This window comes from Methylobacillus gramineus (genome assembly GCF_020532675.1).
Taxonomy (GTDB): domain Bacteria; phylum Pseudomonadota; class Gammaproteobacteria; order Burkholderiales; family Methylophilaceae; genus Methylobacillus; species Methylobacillus gramineus.
Window position 1 is genome coordinate 164,242 of sequence record NZ_JAJAVE010000001.1, and the last position, 19,282, is coordinate 183,523.

The following is a 19,282-nucleotide window of genomic DNA, read 5'->3' on the forward strand; positions in this document are numbered from 1 at the left end:
GCTTGCTCTCGGATTACAGAGTTGTGTGACCACTGACCCAAAAACAGGCCAGCCTTCAATCCGTGAAACTTTCAAGCAGACGTTTGCCAGTGATGATCCTTGCGCCAATAATGCACGCAATATAGGCATTGTGACGGGAGCGTTGATTGGCGGCCTAGTTGGCAATAAGGTCGGTGGCAATAACAAGGCCCTCGGTACTTTGATTGGCCTGGGGATAGGTGGCGCGCTGGGTGGCCTGATCGGCTCAGAGGTCGACAAGCGCGAGTGCGAACTGGCCAAGATACAGAAGAAATATGATCTCGATATGCAGGTGACGCCGATTGAGGTGCAGACCACGTCAAGTGGTGGATCGTCGGCAGCTGGGCCCCAGAAAGTCGGGCTTTCCGTGTCAGTGGTGGATGTTGACAACAAGCCGCAGTTCCGCAGTGGGTCCTCCACCTTGGAAGTAGATGCCAATACCCATTTTGCGGAAATTGCTCACCAGTACTCAATCAAGTCGCAGCTTGAATCATTGGGCGCAGGTACCAGCCAGCAGGAAAGAGACAAGGTTGCGCAAGCCCTGAAAAATAAACGGGTGCTGCTGATAGGGCATACAGATGATAGCGGTAATACCGCGCTGAATGCTGACTTGTCAGAGCAACGTGCACGCTCCGTAGCCCAGGTATTCAAGGCGAATGGAGTGGCTGAGGATCAGTTGTATTATCAGGGCGCTGGTGAAACCCTACCGATTGCTGATAATCGCACTGAGCAAGGCCGAGCAAAAAACCGGCGTGTTGAAATTGTTGATCTGAGCAATGAGGAGGTCTTCAAACTGTACTTACAGACGCGTCGTGCCAATACTGCTTATTACCGTCCGGTTGAGGCTAAATCTGCGACCACAACAAAGGAGACTGCACTGAGCAAGCCCGTGGCTGCAGCTGTCACGCCTGCCAGTACAGGCACCATTGCCAAGCCTGCGACCAATAGTGCTAGCAAGCCCAAGCCCGCAGTGAGTGATGATAAAAAGCCGAAGACCAAAGCGCTCCCCAGCACGATACTGGCAGTGAATGCGATTGATTTTGGCGGTGTGCCATTCAGCACTAAACAAGCAAGCCTGGATGTGGGGGAGGTCAAGGCAGTCAAGAAACCCTTGAGGCTGATTACTGAAGCAGAAGCCAGTGATATGACGGCTATCAGCAGTTGTAACCTGGATCGCCCACGTAATACTGGTGCTGTGAAGTCGTTCAAGGATGATCACGCTTATGCCACTAGCGATTTCATGCCCGGACTGTATGGGAGAACCTGGCATGACACTGTAGGTGGACATTTGGTGGTATTGAATAAGGTGGCTGTGTTGAGCGATGGGGCAGCACCAGCTAATGCGCCTGAACTCAAAATCTATGCCAGCTATGATGCAGTTAAAAATCGCAATGCCAAGCCTGATATTGAATTGGCTCCTGCAGTGAATATCTATCAGGGTAGCAATGGCCTGCTGTATCGCTTGTTTGCAGAAGGCAAGGGAGGGCTTGAATGCCTAGATATTCTCTTGCCAAAAGAAAATAACGGTATTGCCAAGGGTGGCAAGATACTCTACAACCGCGCTGGTGCTGAGTATGTGGTGGATTTCAAGCCCAGAATAAACACAAGCCAAAAGTAATTAGCAGCGTTATTCAGATGTATATTAAGTTTTAAAAAAGGGGAACAATATGCGGGAGTTTTTTGAGGCTTATCCATTACTGGCCTGGAGTGTGGTCAGCACGATGGTTGCCTTGGTGATTGTGGTGGCGTTGTGGGAAAAGGTAAAGTGGTGGTGGCTGAACACCTGGATGAGTTTTCCTCTAATTGGACGTATCAGTAGTCTATCCAAGGACTTAAATCGGGATATGACCAATCCGTCATGGTTCAAGGCGGAGAAGTCCCTGTGTCGTGATTACAAGAAATTTATCCGCATCCAGAATGAGCAGGATTTCAATGACAAGATTGAATATCTGACCAAGGCAGGGGATAACGGACGTCAGGCAATTCCCTTCTGGATATGGATACTTACTGTGGCCATGGTGTTTGTGGAAGCCATGGGTTTTAGCTATGTACTTGCAGGGTATACCTTGCCGGGGGCTAGTGAAAATCTGCAGCAGACTGGGGCTTATGGTATTGCCTTCCTGATTTCCATCATTCTGGTGGCCATGACCCACTTTGCTGGCCATGAGCTTTATAAATCAGGCAAAATTGCCCATGCCCGACGTGAGTGGGCGGAGGATGGTCGTCAACATAAGCTGACCACAGGGACTGTACCTTTGGCCAAGCCACAGTCGATCGACGATGGCGAACCTCGTTATACCCAGTTGTGTAATCGTGTTGGCACACATCCCAGTTACAAAATTACTATTCTGACGGCAATATTTGTCCTGTTTGTTGCTGTATTTGCCACCTATGTGCGTGGACAGGTGCTGGAAAAATCATTGCATCAAGAGGTGGTTGGCACCCATCATGTCGCGCCAGCGAATAGTGCGGATGGCCTGGACTTTTCCAGTGATGCAACTCTACCCGATGCCGACCTGGCACAGGATCTCTCCACGGTTGATAAAGCCGTGCAGGATGAAACCTCGATTGATCGTCATGGCGGCTGGGCAACCTTTATTGTGCTGGCTTTTGTTTTCGTGTTCCTGCAGATACTGGGGGTTATTTTTGGCCATCGCTGGGGCTTTGCTGGTCAAAATAGTGCAGCGGCCTTTGTTGATATAGGTCGAGGCCGATATAACACCTATTCCGATGTACGCGAACATTACCAGGATATTACTGATACGGCACAGTCCAAGTTGGAAACCCTTCAGCAAAAACTGATGGATAGAAATGCCCAGCAAGGCACAGATGGCATGCATACCAGCAAGAGTTTTTATGATTTCATGGAATTGAGTCGACAGGAGGAGGCGAAAGACCGTGACAGTCAACGTCAACATACTCAGAAGTATGCTGAGGAGCGCAAGCCGCAGGTGGTAGCGGATGCTGCTCAATTCAGTGCCGTGATTTCCCTGCAGGATGCGTTGCGTCAACTGGAGGGATTACAGGATAAGGTTGCCAAGAAGGAATATATCCATGGTTTGCCGGAGGCCTTGCAACAAGAAGTGTTAGCTGCCATCAAAACAGCCAAACTTGCAGAGCAGGAACAAAACAGCCGCTCTAAATTGGATTCTGAATTGGATGATCTGCTATGAAGCCGTGGCAGCTAGCAATATGCTTACTCTTTGCCAGTGGTGCTGGGATCGCCGAGGCAGCCGGTAGCTTACCCAGCTGTTATCACGCAAAATTACCTGTGGTGGACTCAACGCCCGAGACTGAAATATTTGTCGTGATAGATCAAACAACGGTATTTGATAATAGCCTGAAGCAGTCGATTGCGAATAACTTGCGCCCATTCCTGGGTGCGAATAACGCATTCTCAGTCATTCGTTTTTCCGCTTATACACAAGGCCAATACACTGAAGTCTTAGCCTCTGCCACATTGGATCCACTCATTAATCAAGCTGCTCGCAACGATATATCCAAGCCTGTGCTGGCCAAGTTTGATCAATGCATAGCCCAACAACCCAAACAAGCTTCCCAGTTAGCAGGTGCTGCCTTGAAATCTGCGTTTGGTGGGAGTAGTACCAACATCAGTAAATCAGACGTAATTGGTAGCCTTAAGGATATTTCAAGCCGCGTCAGGCAGTCTTCAGCCCACCAGAAAGTGGTTCTGATTGCTTCTGATATGCTGGAAAATTCTTCTGTGACCAGCTTTTATGCAAACCAGGCTGTTCGCACCATACAGCCGGAAAAAGAGCTGGGGCTAGTGGAGAAAAACCAGTTGTTTGGTGACTTCTCTGGTGCGAGGGTCTATGTGATAGGGGCTGGATTGCTGGCAGATGATGCCAAAACCAAAGCGGTATACCGTTCACCCCAGACCATGCAAGAATTAGGCGGGTTCTGGAAGCAATATTTCCAGCGATCCAATGCCCACCTTCTTGAGTTTGGGCAGCCAGCCTTGCTCAATCCAGTTAGGTAATTCAAACAGGCCCGTTGTCGGGCCTGTTTCACATTGCAGGACAAAAACTAGACTAGGGAGTATATTTATACGAATGTACGTGAGTCGCTTTAATCTGCGTGCATCATAATTCGTGGCAATTGCTACCATCATTATCAATAACTCTTGGAGGAGTGTGGGATGAGTCTGGATAGTTTAAAGAGTCTAGGTATTAAGGTTCCGTACAAAAACAAATACGATAACTATATTGGCGGCAAGTGGGTTGCACCGGTGAATGGCGAGTATTTCGATAATATCAGCCCGATCACGGGCAAGGTGTTCTGCCAGATTGCGCGCTCCAGCGACAAGGATGTGAACCTGGCACTGGATGCAGCCCATGCAGCCAAAGAGGCATGGGGCAAGACGTCAGGTACGGACCGTGCCAATATCCTGCTGAAAATTGCAGATGCGATGGAAGCCAATCTGGAAACGATTGCAATTGCCGAAACCATCGACAATGGCAAGCCTATCCGCGAGACCATGGCGGCAGATATTCCACTGGCGATTGATCACTTCCGGTACTTTGCCGGCTGTATACGCGCCCAAGAGGGTGGAATCAGTGAAATTGACCATGAAACCGTGGCTTATCACTTTCATGAACCGTTAGGGGTTGTCGGCCAGATTATTCCCTGGAATTTCCCCATCCTGATGGCAGCATGGAAACTTGCACCTGCATTGGCAGCGGGTAATTGCATTGTCATGAAGCCCGCGGAGCAAACGCCTGCATCCATCCTGATTGTGATGGAGATTGTCGGCCATCTGTTGCCACCAGGTGTACTGAATGTGGTGAACGGTTTTGGTGTGGAAGCCGGTAAGGCCTTGGCTACCAGCCCACGTATTGCCAAGATTGCATTCACCGGATCCACTTCCGTGGGTCGCCTCATCATGCAATATGCCAGCCAAAGCCTGATTCCAGTGACACTGGAACTGGGAGGCAAGTCGCCTAATATCTTCTTTGAAGACGTGATGGATAAGGATGATGCCTACTTCGACAAGTGCCTGGAAGGTTTTGCCTTGTTTGCCCTCAATCAGGGTGAGGTCTGTACCTGTCCAAGCCGTGCGCTGATCCAGGAGTCTATCTACGAACAGTTCATTGAGCGTGCCATCAAGCGAGTGAAGGCGATCAAGCAGGGTAGCCCACTGGACAAGTCGACCATGATCGGTGCGCAGGCTTCGAGCGAACAGGTCGAGATCATTATGTCTTATATCAAGCTGGGTCTTGAAGAGGGCGCTGAGCTGCTGACTGGCGGCAAGTCTACCAAGTTGCAGGGTGAGCTGGGCGAAGGATATTACATTGAACCTACGGTATTCAAGGGTAATAACAAGATGCGGATTTTCCAGGAGGAGATCTTTGGCCCAGTGTTGTCTGTGACCACCTTCAAGGATGAAGCCGAGGCGCTGGAAATTGCCAATGACACCATGTATGGCCTGGGTGCTGGTGTCTGGACCCGTGATGGCAGCCGTGCTTTCCGTATTGGGCGTGGCGTGCAGGCCGGGCGTGTCTGGACCAATTGTTATCACTTGTATCCAGCCCATGCCGCATTTGGTGGTTACAAACAATCAGGTATCGGGCGTGAGAATCACAAGATGATGCTTGATCATTACCAGCAAACCAAGAACCTGTTGGTGAGTTATAGCCAGAATGCGCTGGGTTTCTTCTAAGTTAGCCATCACGCTGTAGTCTGGTGTGCGCAGTTGCCGATCATTGTTATATGCAAGGTCGGTACTGCGCACTTTTAGTTTCTCTACACTAGTACATAATGTTGAGGAGAACGTATGAGTACACGGTTATCAGCGACTGAGGCTGCAAAAGCCTTGATTGACGAACTCAAGGCCAGGCATGGCAACCTCATGTTCCATCAGTCTGGTGGGTGCTGTGAGGGCAGTGCCCCCATGTGCTTGCAAGAGGGTGAATTCTTGCTGGGCACCTCTGACGTCAAGGTCGGCGAAGTGCACGATGTGTCTTTCTACATGAATAAAACCCAGTTTGAATACTGGCAGCATACGCATTTAACCCTGGATGTCATCGTCGGGCATGGTGGGATGTTTTCTCTGGAACAGGCGACCGGCAAACACTTCCTGATCAGGTCGCGATTGTTTACCGATGAGGAGTTACAGGATCTTGAGCCGGTAGAGCAGTGTGGGAGATGAACCGTGTGTTGATTGATGTCGGTACCGCTGCATATTTGGCTGGGCAGCCTTGCACCTTGTGTTTACTTACTGAGCAAGCCCTGTCGCTGCAAACAACTGGCGAACAAATACACCGTATCTAGTAGACTGCAATGCAGCGATTAATTAACCCCTCACATTACGCCATTGCATGAACGATTCACTGCTACTGTTCGGTTTGATCCATACCTCACTGCTCGAAATCATCTCCTTCTTGCTCGCCATCGTGATGGTACTGCTCAACATCCGGCAATCGCCGTGGGCGTGGCTGTTTGCGATCGCTTCTGCCGGCTTGTATGTTGTCGTTTTTTATGGCGCAAAAATCTATGGCGACATGGTGCTGCAGTTCGTCTTCATTGCGGTGTCATTATGGGGCGCTTACCAATGGCTGTTTGGCGGGCGTGATCACCAGGGCGTGAACGTCACGCAGCTGTCTGGCAACGGTTGGTACCTTGTTGCCGCGGTCTGGCTAGTCGCCTATGCCATCATCGCCATGCTCTTGCACACTTTCACGGATAGCGATGTCACGCATATTGATGCCTTCCTGACCGCCGGTAGCCTAGTTGCCCAGTTCCTGCTCACGCGAAAAACACTGGAAAACTGGCATATGTGGATTCTCATTGATGGCCTCTATATTGGTCTGTACCTGCACAAGCATCTGTACCTGACAGCGGTGCTATACGGCTTGTTTGCGCTGCTTGCAGTGCTGGGCTTGCGTGCCTGGAAACGATCCCTGCCGGCAAGAGTGGTCTTATCGTGAGCATGCCCATTCTGCGTATCGCCATTCTCGGTGCAGAGTCCACTGGAAAATCCACATTGGCAGCGGCGCTTGCCGCGCATTACCAGACAATTTGGGTAGCCGAATTCTTGCGCGAATTTGTCGAGACACGTCAGCGTACCCCATATGCCGAGGAACAATTGCTGATCGCCACCACACAGCGTGAACGCGAGGAAGAAAGCGAATCGCGCGCCAATCGCCTGCTGTTCTGCGATACCTCACCGCTGATGACGGCGCTTTACAGTGAACATTATTTTGGGGGCGTTGATGCCGAACTTGCTATGCTGGCAGCACAGCATGACTATGGTGCGACCATCGTCACTGCACCGACCACGCCATGGGTAGCGGATGGGCTGCAACGCGAATCCGACGTAGTGCGCCAACATATTCACATCCAACTGATGCGCAAACTGTACGATGCTGGCATTGCATACCGACTGGTCGATGGCAGTTTGCAACAGCGCGTCATGCAAATCGTTGACTATTTATCTGATGGTCTATCACTGGACGAAGTGCAATAAAAAGCCACCTGCTGGTGGCTTTTTATTGGTATCGATTAGAAATCGATTTGTGCCGACAAACGGAAAACGCGTGGCGCCCCTGGAATCAGGTAGCCGCCGAATGAGCTTGATGCATCGCCCCAATAGAATGTGTTGAACACATTGTCCACCCCAAAGCGGAAGGTCGTTGCCGTATTGCCGAGCTTGGCCATATAGCGTGCGCCCAGATTCACCACGTGATAGCCGTCTACTGTTTTGTTCAACTCCGCAATCTCGTTGCTCGGAGCGAAGACCTTGCTGGTCGAGTAAATCCACGTTGCATTGAGCTTGAGGGCAGGCAGGCCTGGCAATGCATATTCGCTATACACTGCTGACTTGAATCTCGGTACGTTACCCACTCGCTTGCCCTCGATACGCGCATCGTCTGTGCCTTCAGCTTTTGCCTGCAATGCAGTAAAGCTGGTACCCAGCATCCAGCCATGTGTGATACGACCCTGTGCCGCAAATTCAAGGCCGCGGTTGACTTGTGTGCCAGCAACCACATAGGTTGGCGTGGCATCTACATATTCATTCTTGCGCTTGATCTGGAATACGGCAGCAGACAGCCTGACATCGGTTGTCACGTCTGTTTTTACACCGAATTCCACCTGCCTGGACTTGCTGGGATCCATGATGACTTCGGCGTTGGTGGTACCAGTCGGTGCTTCGCCGCCTGGTTCAAGACCCTGCGCATATGAACCGTAAACCGCCAGTGTTGGCTGTACGTTGTAGACCAATGCGACGTTTGGCAAGACAAAGTTGTCATCCGTATGGCGCGTCACAACACCTGATGAGTTGAACTGATCGCGCTTGAGTTGTACATAGCGCACGCCGGCATGCAGTTTGAGCTGGTCGGTCAAGGACATCACATCCTGAACGAATAACGCGCGTTCTTGATCCTTGCGACGTAAGTGAACTGGGTTGACATCAGTAAGCGCAAAATTGTCGTAATAGACCGGGTTATAGATATTGCTTTCGCCAACATAGTTGAACACGTAGTCGGCAAAGCTGTCACGACGGTTCAGCGTGGAAACACCTGTTGTCAGGTCATGGTGCACATTCCCTGTCGTGAAGTTGCCTTGCAGCAGTGTTTGTGTTGTCCTGATCGAGCGCTTGTCATTCTTGCGGCGCAAGTCGTACATGGAATAGCCACCATCACTACAATAGCCGGTGATCAGGCCCTGTGCCTGACAGCCGGAAGGCAAGGTCACGGCATCATTACGATGCAAGGTCGATTGGTTGGCTTGCAAGATGGTGCGCCAGTTGTCATTAAGCTCGTAGTTGAATTTCAGGCCAATATTGTGGCTGTCATCAACAACAGGCCGACTCCAGGCTTGATCATTAAGCATCTGCTTGGCGCGGATACCTGTCGGGATGCGCTGCTGAGGCCCCAGCAACTGGAAACCTGGCACGGTGAGTTGCGACTTGTGCTGATAGTCCAGGTCAATTTGCAACAGCGCGCGTGGGCTTAGGCGAAAATCAAATGCGCCTGAAATGAAATTGCGATTGCCAGTTGAACCATCCACATATGACTTGATGTCTTCTGCCGCTGCATTGATGCGATAACCGAAAACACCATCTTCGGACCGTCCACCCAAATCCACCGCGCTATATACCGTGCCGCGTTCACGTACTTCGAATGTCGCAGAGCGTAGCGGGGTATCGGTGGGTCTCTTGGTCACGTAGTTCAGCATGCCGCCTGACGCGGCTATACCTGTCTGCATCCCCGCCAGGCCTTTCAGGATCTCGATACGCTCCTTGTTTTCCATTGGCACCATGGCCTGCGCAAGAATCACCATGCCATCCTTGCGATAGTTGGCACCCTGGTCCAGTACAAAGCCGCGGATTGAGAACCAGTCTGCCAAACCAACAGCGTTATATGAGTTTTGCACGCTTGCATCCCACTTCGCGGCATCGCTTGCTGAGCGCACGCTGCGATCCTGCATCTGCTCCTGCGTGATGACATTGATAGAAGCTGGCGTTGACAGCAGGGATGTTTCGGAAAAACCACCGACGCTGGCGCGACGTGCCACGCCATTAGCAGGTGCGGAGCTGACGACCACCTCTGGCAATGCGGTATCGTCGGCATCGACGTTCTGGGCTAGCGCAGCAGGTGCAAATGTGCTGGCGACGGCCAGCATGCTGAGTTTTTGACGGAAAGAAAAAGCAGGCATTGTGTGTTCACTCGCGTTGAGGACAAGCACGCGCAGGAACAGACAAAGATTCTCGGGGAAATAGACCTTGAGGGGCTTTGCGCTTTCCTACGCTGGCATTATCCAGGTCAGGTTCAAGGGTATATCTCACCCGAAGATTGGCTCTTCAGGACCCCTAGCGTTGACCGTATACTAACAAAGAATGTGTAGCAAACGCCAATTTTTCCCATCACCAACGGAATTGGATATTGCGAATATCAGGCAAGTAACTGTTTATTAAAGATATTTTAAGTTGGCATAGCCATGAAAACTATATTTTCCTGCTCATTTTTTGCCCAATTAGTTTGATCTATTGCGCCTTTGTACTCGCGCTTTTATTTTTTAAAGCGAATAAAGAAAATCAATCAAGGATTGTCGGTCTTGCGCTGGCATCGCCTTTACTTGCTGCTTGACATATTCAGCTTCTCCGCCATGCCACAGGATGGCTTCCAGCAGGGTTAGCGCGCGTCCATCATGCAGAAACCCTGCTTGTTCATCCACGGTGTTTGCCAACCCGATTCCCCATAATGGTGGCGTTCGCCATTCACTGCCTGAAGCCAGAAAGTCTGGTCTGCCATCAGCCAGAGCTGGCCCCATGTCATGAAGTAAAAAATCGCTGTAAGGCATGATGGTTTTTCCCGATAACACGGATAGTTGCGGAAAGTCGCCAGTGGTGACCTGCGGGATATGGCAGGCAGCGCATTGTGATTGAATAAAAAGGAATTTTCCCCGTTGGACTGAGGGGTCTTGCTGATGGCGAGACTGTGGAACCGCCAAAGCCAGATGATAAAATTCCATTTGCTGCATCTGCCGTGTCAGCCCTTTGCGACCGTTGTAAATAAACGTTGGGTTGTTTTCAAAGGGATTGAAATAGCCTTCAGGTTTGTTGCGGTAGACGGATGGTTTGATCGGTAGTTTGCGAATATCCGGGTGAAACAGCAATTGCTGCCCGCGATCAGACAAGATAAAACTTGCAAATGCGCGCGCGCCTTCAGTATTAGGCGCTTGGCTCATGATGGCAATGTATATTCTTCACGCAACGGGAAGCCATTCAGTGTGGCTGGCAGGCCTTCAAGATGTATATTGAGAGGCTGGAAAGCATGCATCTGTTCCAGTTGGACAAAGTTGCGTTGCGCTGGAGTCCAATAAACATCCACAGGATGATGTGCTGATTTGAAATACGCCATTGCATCACGCGACTGGCGCCAGAGCACTTCCAGTTTGTATTGCGGATATTGCTTCTCGAAGGCTGCTTCAAATTGCGAAACGACCTCCTGGGGATAGCTTGTCATCACGACGACTTTGGCCGTGTCTGCCAATGACATCTGGCTGAGGAGCATCAGCCAGATGAAGAGAGTTTGGATCGGCCAGCGCAATGCTGCCTTGATAGTGAGAGCGCTGGCCATTGGGTTTCCTGTCTGGTGATTAATTGCTTAGAACTTGCGTGTGACGTTGACGAACATATTGCGGCCTTCCATATAGAAGCCTTCAGTATATGCATAGTTTTTGTCGAGAATGTTGTTGATACCCGCCTCCGCAAACCAATCAGCATTGACTGCGTACATGGCCTTGATATTGCCAGTCGTATAACCCTTGGCTGACAGCCAATCCGTGACAGCGGAGTTCTGGCGGGAATAACGCGATGATGCCGCTTCGGCACTTGCCAACACTTGCACGGCACTGTTTATTCTCCATTTTCCGTATGCAAAGAGCTTCTGACGGGGCACATCGGTCAAGCGCTGGTCATTGCTGAGGTTGTCACGGTTGATAAAGGTGTAGTTACCACCCAATTCAATATCATCACGTGCAAACCAGGTGGCATTTAATTCGATACCCTGGCTTTCCACTTTGCCAATATTGCGGAATTGGAAGCATTGGCCTCCACCTGCGGAACAGGCAGAATTTGGCAAGCTGGCAGACTGGATCATGTCTTTGGTATCAATAAAGAATACCGCACCCTGCAATTTCAATGCTGGCAGCACAAAAGCACCGGTGCCCAGTTCATACTGGGTTGCTGTTTCTGTATCTAGACCAGGGTTGGGAACTGCTCGACCGAAACGGCCGGAAAACCGGTCTTTCATGGTTGCAAAGCGGCTCTTTCTGGCTACGGTCAAGTGAATGTCGCTATCAGCTGTTGGCTTATAAAACAAACCAGCCTGAGGGTTCCACGCATGAGCATCTCCATTCGGGAAATCGTAAATCTGATTTGCATTATTCAGCCCTTCGGCCTTGATAGTTTCGCGTTTGTCATAGCTAACACCCGTCACCAAGCTCAGTTTCTCTGTGAAGTGATGGGTATCTTCAATACCCAATGAAATTGTGCGATCTTCAAACGTCTGAACCGGGTTTCCTTTGTTGTGCTCTTCGTGCTTGTCATGCTTGTAGTGTGCGGCGAACTTCAGGGTATTGGTCTTGGCAATATCGAAACCCAATTCGGCGCTGGCACCATAGGTGTCATCATTATAAATACTGGTGAATGAACTGTTTCTGGTCATCGTGGCATAACGGGCATCGTCATAACTTTCCAATACATTCTTGAACTTGTCATAGAAAGCCCGGACTTTAAGGTAGGCGCTGTCGCCAAAAGTGGTACGTGAAATGAAGTACAGACTTTCCTTATCCCATTTTGGCCAATCCCAGTAGTTAGCCCCTCGGCCTCTGTCGCTGCCGGCGTATACAGGACTGCCTTTCATGCCTTGCTGATTGATATAGTTCAGGCTGTATTCATTGCCCTCGCTTGGGGTCAGGCCGATTTTCAGGTTGATTTTTCCGTCCCTGTTATAGGCGCGTTCCCTGTCTCCACCATTTTCATACGCATTGGGTTTGTAATCGCTCGACATACGGGAGCGCTCATTGTCCACATATGAGGTGTTGGCTTGCCAGTACCATGTTTGGTGATTACCACCTATGTTGACATCCGTAGCATAGCCATTGAATTTGAGGTTGCGGTCAGTTTTTATGCCTGCAGTGATACTGCCTTCAAACTCTTTCGTTGGCTTACGGCTAACTAGGTTGATTGCGCCGCCCAATGTGTTTGGGCCGTAGAGAGTGGAACTGAATCCCTTGGACAGTTGAATCTTGGATAGATCAAAAGTGTTGAAACGCCCAAGGTCAACGTAGCCATCGTAGGTGACGTAAATCGGGATTCCGTCTACAAACACAGGCACCTGACGCAAATCAAAACCACGCAATTGCACCAGTTGTTCATTGCGCTGACCACCCTGAGTCATGCTGACCCCAGACAAAGTGTTAAGGGTTGTACCTACGGTTTCCCGGTTGAATAGCCGCATTTCCTCTTGCTTGATGGTGTCGCCAGAGAGTCTTGTATCTTCTGACTGTTTAGTAGTCGTGACATTGATTTCACCCAATGTATAAGGCGCTACCTCGGCCTGCGCCATATGTGAGTTGACCGACAATGTAGTCAGTACCGCCAGTGTTAGCGGTTTGATGTAGTTCGACATGATGCTCCCCGATATTGGTAACGAATTGAAACAAAGGCGGGATTAAATAATAATTCATTATATTTGTAAATATATAACGTATTTTAGCCAAGAGACATTGGTCGAAATACAACACTCCTGGATCAATGGGGGCTAATGCGTTGAGAGATCATGATCGGCTTGAAATAGTGGCCTGATCTCGGTAGGCTTGGCTGGATATTATGAAAGGTCTTTCCGTGCCACCTTTATCTGAAATTCGCCAGTATCTTGAAGCCGCAGCGCACAGCTCACTGGACGATGTCTATGTCATAGACCCTGTGAGTTTAAAAGTTGTGACTACAATCGTGCATGGCGAAGCAAGCTATGCTTCTGGTAGCCGATCGGATGATTTATTGATGGCGTTGGATCAGCCGCTGATTAAGGCCTTGCTGCAGTCAGTGGAAAAACACCATGTACTGGTTGATTTAACGGCGTATTTGATTGATATCAGTATGTATTTTGATCAATTCCGCATGTTGATGGTGACGTTGGGAGGGCAGCAACGATTAATTGTCCTGCAGGATGGACGTGCCTTCAGTCAGCACATCTTGCACGCTCTGAATGAAGGCGAGTCTAAACTCAGTGCCATGATCTCCAATACCCCTGGGGTGGTCTATCAGGCACGCATGAATAAGGATGGGGCGGTTGTTTTCCTTTATTTGAGTGATGCGTGCAAACCATTACTGGGTGAGGATGCTGAAACGTTCATCAAGCAGCCAGCTCTTTTCCAGTCCATGCTGGATCCGGATGATCTTGCCGGATATGAGAAAAGTCTGCGCAAATCTGCCAAGACCTTGAGTGTATTTAACTGGACCGGGCGCTTTTGGATTGAAGAGTGGCAAGATATCAAGTGGATTAACTTGCGTGCAAGCCCAAGAAAAATGGAGGATGACACCATTTTCTGGGAGGGCATCATGACCAATATTACGCAGAGTCGTCAGGAGCAGCAGGCGATCAGGCAATCACATCAGCGACTTGCAGAGCTTTCTGCGCATATGGCGCAGATTAAGGAAAAAGAGCGTCTCAAGATTGCGCGCGAGATTCATGATGACTTGGGCGGAAATCTGACCGCTATCCGCCTGGGCTTGTCGTCTATCATCAAGCGCCTTGGACCTGAGCAGGATGTGTTACAGGCTAAAGTACGCCAGCTTGAGTCGATTGTGAATGATACTTTTGAAGCGGCACACCGTATTGCAAGCGATATGCGTCCTAATGTGCTGGAGTTGGGGATAGTGGCGGCACTGGAATGGCAGGCGGTGCAGTTTTCCGAACAAATTGGTATTTCTTGTGATTTTGTCAGCAGTCACGCCGAGATTCCGCTATCAACGGAATATGCAATTACCTTGTTCAGGATCTGCCAGGAGGCGATGTCGAATATCGCCAAGTATGCCCAGGCAACCCAGGTGGAAATCACACTGGAATATTCTGCTGACTATATTGTGATGCGCGTGATGGATAATGGGATTGGGATTGCCCCGGTGGATGCATTGAAGCCTGATGCTTTCGGCTTGAGGGGCATGACCGAGCGTGCAGTGGCTTTATCTGGTCAGTGTAAGGTGCATGCAGGCTTGCAAGGGGGTACAATCGTCACCACCACATTACCTGTGATCGCAGGTTAATCGGCATATGCATAATATTGTGCAGATAGGGCAGGAAGAAAAATAAAATGTCGCAAGTGATCAACGTCATTATTGCTGATGATCACGCTATTTTGCGTGAGGGCTTAAAGCAGATTCTTGCAGAAACTGAAGATATTCAGGTGATTGCGGATGCCAAGAATGCTGGCGAGGCCATCAAGCTTGCTGCGACTAAAGGCCTGGATGTCATGGTGCTGGATATCTCGCTACCTGATCGTAGCGGTATTGAAGCGTGCAAAATCATTAAGCGGGATTTCCCCCGAGTGTCGATTCTCATGCTTTCCATGCATAGAGAAGATGCCTATGCCATTCGTGCGCTTCGTTCTGGCGCTTCAGGATATCTAAGCAAACAGACTGCTTCCGATTCATTGGTTACGGCGATTCGTACTGTGGCGAAAGGTAAAAAATACATTAGTGAAGAAGTGGCGTATGCATTGGCTGAGCAGGTAGGGGGTGATATAGACAAGCCATTGCATCAGAGTCTGTCCAATCGTGAGTTCCAGACATTGACCATGATAGCTTCCGGCCTCGCGGTAAGTGATATAGCCGAGAATCTTTCACTCTCTGTCAAAACTGTCAGTATGTATAGAACCCGGCTGCTGGAAAAACTGAATTTACGGCATAACGCTGAGTTGACGCATTACGCCATCAAAAATAACCTTGTTGACGATTAATCTACCATTCCTGACTAGAACTCCTCCTTGTTAGTCTGCAGACTAACTGACGATTTAGCCCTTTTTCCCCTGCCTTTTATTTCAATTGCCTGTTGTCCTCCGCGGTTAAGATGGTCGCATTCCAAGTATCTGTATATTTATTTTTAAGGTGTTTACAGGATTTTGCGGTGTGAAAAACTTTAGGGTTAAATTTTAATTTTTTAATTTTTTAATTTTAAGTAATTGAATTTAATTAATAATGTGGTGTAATTTGTTGATAAAAAGGAGGCCGCTCTAAAGATTTAAATGATCAAGCCGACATCAGGGGCATGGCATTGCAATCAGGCGATGGCAGAGAGAAAAGAAGTTGCAGCAATAAGCTAAATTTTCTCCCAGCTATACCGATAACAGTCTTAACAGAAGTGAGATTCAAGGCTGTCAAGCGATACCAAAAGCAACTTAGTCGTTGTTTTTGACATTAACTAAATCTGAAGGAGAATCAAAAATGGCTGCAATTATCAACACCAACCTGGCTTCCCTGAATGCGCAACGTAACCTCAATACTTCGCAATCCAGCCTGAATACTTCATTACAACGTCTGTCTTCCGGTTTGCGTGTTAATAGCGCTAAAGATGACGCTGCTGGTCTTTCCATTGCAACTCGTATGGATGCACAGGTGCGTGGTCAAACCGTTGCGATCCGTAACGCGAATGATGCGATTTCTTTTGCTCAAACAGCTGAAGGTGCGCTGGGTAAAGTGACTGATGCGCTGCAACGTATGCGTGAACTGGCTGTTCAGTCCATCAATGCAACCAATGGTAGTGGTGACCGTGAAAACCTGGATGCTGAATTCCAACAACTGGCTTCAGAAATTGGCCGCCTTGGTAGTGATACCAAGTTCAACGGTAGTGCAGTGTTTGGTTCTACAGCGATGACCTTCCAGGTAGGTGCAGATAGTGGCCAGACTATTTCAGTGAGCGCGACTGCAGCGTCGAGCATCAGTGGCGACATCAAGGACGCAACTACTGCCAACACAGCCTTGGCTGCCATTGATACTGCACTTGATACTGCCAATACCAATCGTGCGACTCTTGGTGCGGTACAAAACCGCTTTGAATCAGTGATCAGCAGCTTGCAGGTTTCGGTTGAAAACCAATCTGCTGCCAAGTCTCGAATCCTGGATGCGGACTTCGCGGCGGAAACTGCCAACCTGACCCGTGGTCAAATTCTGCAACAAGCAGGTACTGCGATGCTGGCCCAAGCCAACTCCCTGCCTAACAATGTGCTGAGTTTGTTAAGAGGTTAAGTCGCTTAAGGTGATATATAAATAGAGACGACCCGTAGTATCGCAAGGTGCTACGGGAATTTCTTAAGGAGTCATGAAATGGCTATTGTTAATTTAGATGCTTATGCTCAAACCTCTGGCTTGGGAGGACTGCAAAAAAGTGCACAGCCGCTGGTTCCGGTGTCTGGTGTATCAGGGAATAAGCAAGCTGAGCAGAAACCTGCTCCTGAGGCTAGTCAAGAAAATGTAGAGTCTGCTGTAAAGCAGATTAATGAATTTATTTCTCCTGTGATGCAGTCGATTCAGTTTTCAACTGATAATGATTCAGGCAGGGTGGTAGTCAAAGTAGTTGATTCAGAAACGCAGAAAGTATTAAGGCAGATACCGAATGAAGAGGTACTGCAGATTGCGAAGACTCTGGGTAAATTGCAAGGTTTGGTGATTAGGCAAACAGCCTGAGTTGTTTTTGAAGTTCAAGTAAGCGAGGCTCATGATGGCATCTACCAGCGGAATATCGGCGAGTACCAATTTTGATATTGACTCTATTGTCAGCAGTTTAATGACGGTGGAGCAGCGCCCTGCAACTTTGCTTGCCCAGCAGAAAACATCGTACCAATCAAAAATTTCTGCGTATGCCACTTTGAAAAGCTCTCTTTCCACTTTTCAGACAGCGTTGTCTAATCTCGCCACTGCTTCAAAATTCAAGATTCAATCGGCTGCTTCCAGCAATAGTGAAGTGTTTACAGCTACTGCTGATGGCAATGCAACAATAGGCAACTATGCTATCAAAGTTGCGCAGTTGGCGCAGGCCCATAAAGTTGCGACTTCAAGTTTTACCAATACTGGTGACGCAGTCGGGACAGGAACCCTGACCATTACACTGGGTACTTATGATGCTGTAAGTAACGAATTTACAGCCAATCCAGACAAGAGTGCCAAGACGGTTACGATCACATCAGCAAATAATAGCCTGACGGGCATTCGTGATACCATCAATGCGCAAGATGTTGGTGTAACCGCTTCAATTGTGAATGATGGCCAAAATGGCGGTCGCCTCGTGCTGACATCCAAGGAATCCGGCGCTGCCAATAGCATCAGGGTGTCTGTGGCAGACGCAGATGGTGCAAATGGTGATGCTGATGGGTTATCTCGCCTCGCTTATGATCCTACGGCAAGTGCTGGTGCAGGTAAAAACCTAGGTGAATTGCAAGAAGCGAGGAATGCCAAGCTGAATATTGATGGCATCAATGTGGAAAGTGCCAGCAATGTGGTGACCAAGGTGCTGGATGGCATCACATTGAATTTGTTCAAGGCCAGCCCTGATACCAGCGTCTCGCTTGATATTGCCAAAGACTCGACCAAGGTTCAGGATTCTGTCAATGCCTTTGTGAAGGCATTTAACGACTTCAATACTACCTTGCGCAATCTAACCAAGTTTGATGAGAGCACAACAGACTTTACCAAGAAAAAGTCTGGTGTACTGCTTGGGGATGCAACTACGCGTTCTATTTCCTCTCAAATCAAGGCAGCCCTGACCACATCCATTTCCGGTGTTGGAGACTTCAGCTCCCTGAGCCAGATTGGCGTGACGTTTCAGCGCGATGGATCTCTTGCTGTGGATAGTACCAAGCTCAAATCCGCGATTGATACCAATTTTGATGATATTGCCAAGTTGTTTGCTGCAGTTGGTTCTGCGACCGACTCCAAAGTTGGCTATGTCACACAGAATGCCAAAACACAACCTGGCACTTATGCGGTCAACGTGACTCAAATTGCTACTCAGGCGACTTTAGTTGGTAGTGCAGCCCCAGACCTGAATATTGTCGAAGGGGTCAATGACCAGCTGAAAATCCATATTGGTGAAAGTGAATACAATATCAAGCTGGCAGCAGGTAATTACACCAGTGTAGAAGACCTGGCAGCAGAGTTGCGCACCAAACTGACGGATGCCAAGGTATATGCAGCGGTGACGGTAGAAGGCGGAGCCTTGAAAATCACCTCTGAGGGTTACGGTAGTAATGCTACGGTGTCAGTCTCAGGTGGCAATGCTGGAGCTAGTTTGTTTGGGTCCAGCCCGGTTTCAACAGCAGGCACTGATGTGGCTGGCACCATCAATGGGGTCGCTGCAACAGGCAGGGGTCAGGTCTTGACTGGCTCAACGACAGGTAATGCGGCAGAGGGCCTGGCCTTGGTGATCAGGGGCGGCGCTTTGGGTGACAGGGGTACAGTTACTCTCAGCATTGGCTACGCAGCGCAGCTGAGTAGCCTGGTCAAGGACCTAGTCAGTGATGATGGCATCCTGGCAGCCAAAAGTGAAGGTCTAGATGATTCAATAGATCGTGTGACCAAGCAGCAAGAGTCTCTAGATGTCAGGTTGGCTGCGGTGGAAAAACGCTATCGTGCTCAATTTGTAGCGCTTGATGTACTCATGACCAAGATGAAAAACACTCAATCTTATCTTACCCAGCAACTTGCGGCATTAAGTGCCAATAGCTAATTAATTGAAGGAGCCTT

The 19,282-nt window shown here is 49.2% G+C and carries 16 protein-coding genes and 1 riboswitch; of the genes, 12 read left to right on the forward strand and 4 right to left on the reverse strand.

All coding sequences use genetic code 11. From position 1 onward, the window contains the following. Window positions 1-25: 25 nt before the first annotated feature. The 7 genes from LG201_RS00795 (at window position 26) to LG201_RS00825 (ending at window position 7,504) form a co-directional block, all read left to right on the forward strand. The gene (locus LG201_RS00795; protein ID WP_226770287.1) at window positions 26-1,636 is read left to right on the forward strand and encodes an OmpA family protein; all 1,611 of its coding nucleotides are present in this window, start codon (window positions 26-28) and stop codon (window positions 1,634-1,636) included. Between the two features lie 49 nt (window positions 1,637-1,685). Beyond that, window positions 1,686-3,191, forward strand: coding sequence for a hypothetical protein (locus tag LG201_RS00800; RefSeq protein WP_226770288.1), 1,506 nt, complete (start codon window positions 1,686-1,688; stop codon window positions 3,189-3,191). Further along, window positions 3,188-4,018 carry a hypothetical protein gene (locus tag LG201_RS00805; protein WP_226770289.1) on the forward strand — a complete coding sequence of 277 codons (831 nt, stop codon included), beginning with the start codon at window positions 3,188-3,190 and terminating at the stop codon, window positions 4,016-4,018. Before LG201_RS00800 ends, LG201_RS00805 begins: the two co-directional genes overlap by 4 nt. A 159-nt stretch (window positions 4,019-4,177) precedes the next feature. Beyond that, window positions 4,178-5,698 (forward strand): aldehyde dehydrogenase, encoded by a 1,521-nt coding sequence (adh, locus tag LG201_RS00810; protein WP_226770290.1) that lies wholly within the window; start codon window positions 4,178-4,180, stop codon window positions 5,696-5,698. A 114-nt stretch (window positions 5,699-5,812) separates the two neighbouring features. After that, window positions 5,813-6,187 (forward strand): DUF779 domain-containing protein, encoded by a 375-nt coding sequence (locus LG201_RS00815; protein WP_226770291.1) that lies wholly within the window; start codon window positions 5,813-5,815, stop codon window positions 6,185-6,187. 169 nt (window positions 6,188-6,356) lie between these two features. Then, window positions 6,357-6,965, forward strand: a complete 609-nt coding sequence (pnuC, locus tag LG201_RS00820; protein ID WP_226770292.1) for a nicotinamide riboside transporter PnuC — start codon at window positions 6,357-6,359, stop codon at window positions 6,963-6,965. Between the two features lie 2 nt (window positions 6,966-6,967). After that, entirely contained in the window at window positions 6,968-7,504 is a 537-nt protein-coding gene (locus tag LG201_RS00825; RefSeq protein ID WP_226771893.1) for an AAA family ATPase, read from the forward strand. A gap of 35 nt (window positions 7,505-7,539) precedes the next feature. Here LG201_RS00825 and LG201_RS00830 read toward each other — a convergent pair whose 3' ends face one another. The 4 genes from LG201_RS00830 to LG201_RS00845 all read right to left on the reverse strand — a co-directional run bounded on the left by LG201_RS00830 (window position 7,540) and on the right by LG201_RS00845 (window position 13,175). Then, window positions 7,540-9,696 (reverse strand): TonB-dependent siderophore receptor, encoded by a 2,157-nt coding sequence (locus LG201_RS00830; protein ID WP_226770293.1) that lies wholly within the window; start codon window positions 9,694-9,696, stop codon window positions 7,540-7,542. Window positions 9,697-9,763: 67 nt separating this feature from the next. Continuing rightward, window positions 9,764-9,862: riboswitch (TPP riboswitch) on the reverse strand. Between the two features lie 194 nt (window positions 9,863-10,056). Then, window positions 10,057-10,728, reverse strand: coding sequence for a di-heme oxidoredictase family protein (locus tag LG201_RS00835; protein ID WP_226770294.1), 672 nt, complete (start codon window positions 10,726-10,728; stop codon window positions 10,057-10,059). After that, window positions 10,725-11,120, reverse strand: a complete 396-nt coding sequence (locus LG201_RS00840; protein WP_226770295.1) for a type 2 periplasmic-binding domain-containing protein — start codon at window positions 11,118-11,120, stop codon at window positions 10,725-10,727. Before LG201_RS00840 ends, LG201_RS00835 begins: the two co-directional genes overlap by 4 nt. Before the next feature lie 27 nt (window positions 11,121-11,147). Continuing rightward, window positions 11,148-13,175 (reverse strand): TonB-dependent receptor plug domain-containing protein, encoded by a 2,028-nt coding sequence (locus LG201_RS00845; RefSeq protein WP_226770296.1) that lies wholly within the window; start codon window positions 13,173-13,175, stop codon window positions 11,148-11,150. Window positions 13,176-13,375: 200 nt separating this feature from the next. On the opposite strand from LG201_RS00845, the gene LG201_RS00850 reads away from it, so the two are divergent. From LG201_RS00850 to fliD, 5 genes are all read left to right on the forward strand, one after another. Further along, window positions 13,376-14,812, forward strand: a complete 1,437-nt coding sequence (locus LG201_RS00850; RefSeq protein ID WP_226770297.1) for a PAS domain-containing sensor histidine kinase — start codon at window positions 13,376-13,378, stop codon at window positions 14,810-14,812. Window positions 14,813-14,859: 47 nt separating this feature from the next. Further along, entirely contained in the window at window positions 14,860-15,504 is a 645-nt protein-coding gene (locus LG201_RS00855) for a response regulator (RefSeq protein ID WP_226770298.1), read from the forward strand. Window positions 15,505-15,988: 484 nt separating this feature from the next. Further along, entirely contained in the window at window positions 15,989-16,789 is an 801-nt protein-coding gene (locus LG201_RS00860; protein ID WP_226770299.1) for a flagellin N-terminal helical domain-containing protein, read from the forward strand. A gap of 78 nt (window positions 16,790-16,867) precedes the next feature. Further along, window positions 16,868-17,227 carry a flagellar protein FlaG gene (locus LG201_RS00865; RefSeq protein ID WP_226770300.1) on the forward strand — a complete coding sequence of 120 codons (360 nt, stop codon included), beginning with the start codon at window positions 16,868-16,870 and terminating at the stop codon, window positions 17,225-17,227. Window positions 17,228-17,258: 31 nt separating this feature from the next. After that, window positions 17,259-19,265, forward strand: coding sequence for a flagellar filament capping protein FliD (gene fliD, locus LG201_RS00870; protein ID WP_226770301.1), 2,007 nt, complete (start codon window positions 17,259-17,261; stop codon window positions 19,263-19,265). Window positions 19,266-19,282 lie beyond the last annotated feature (17 nt).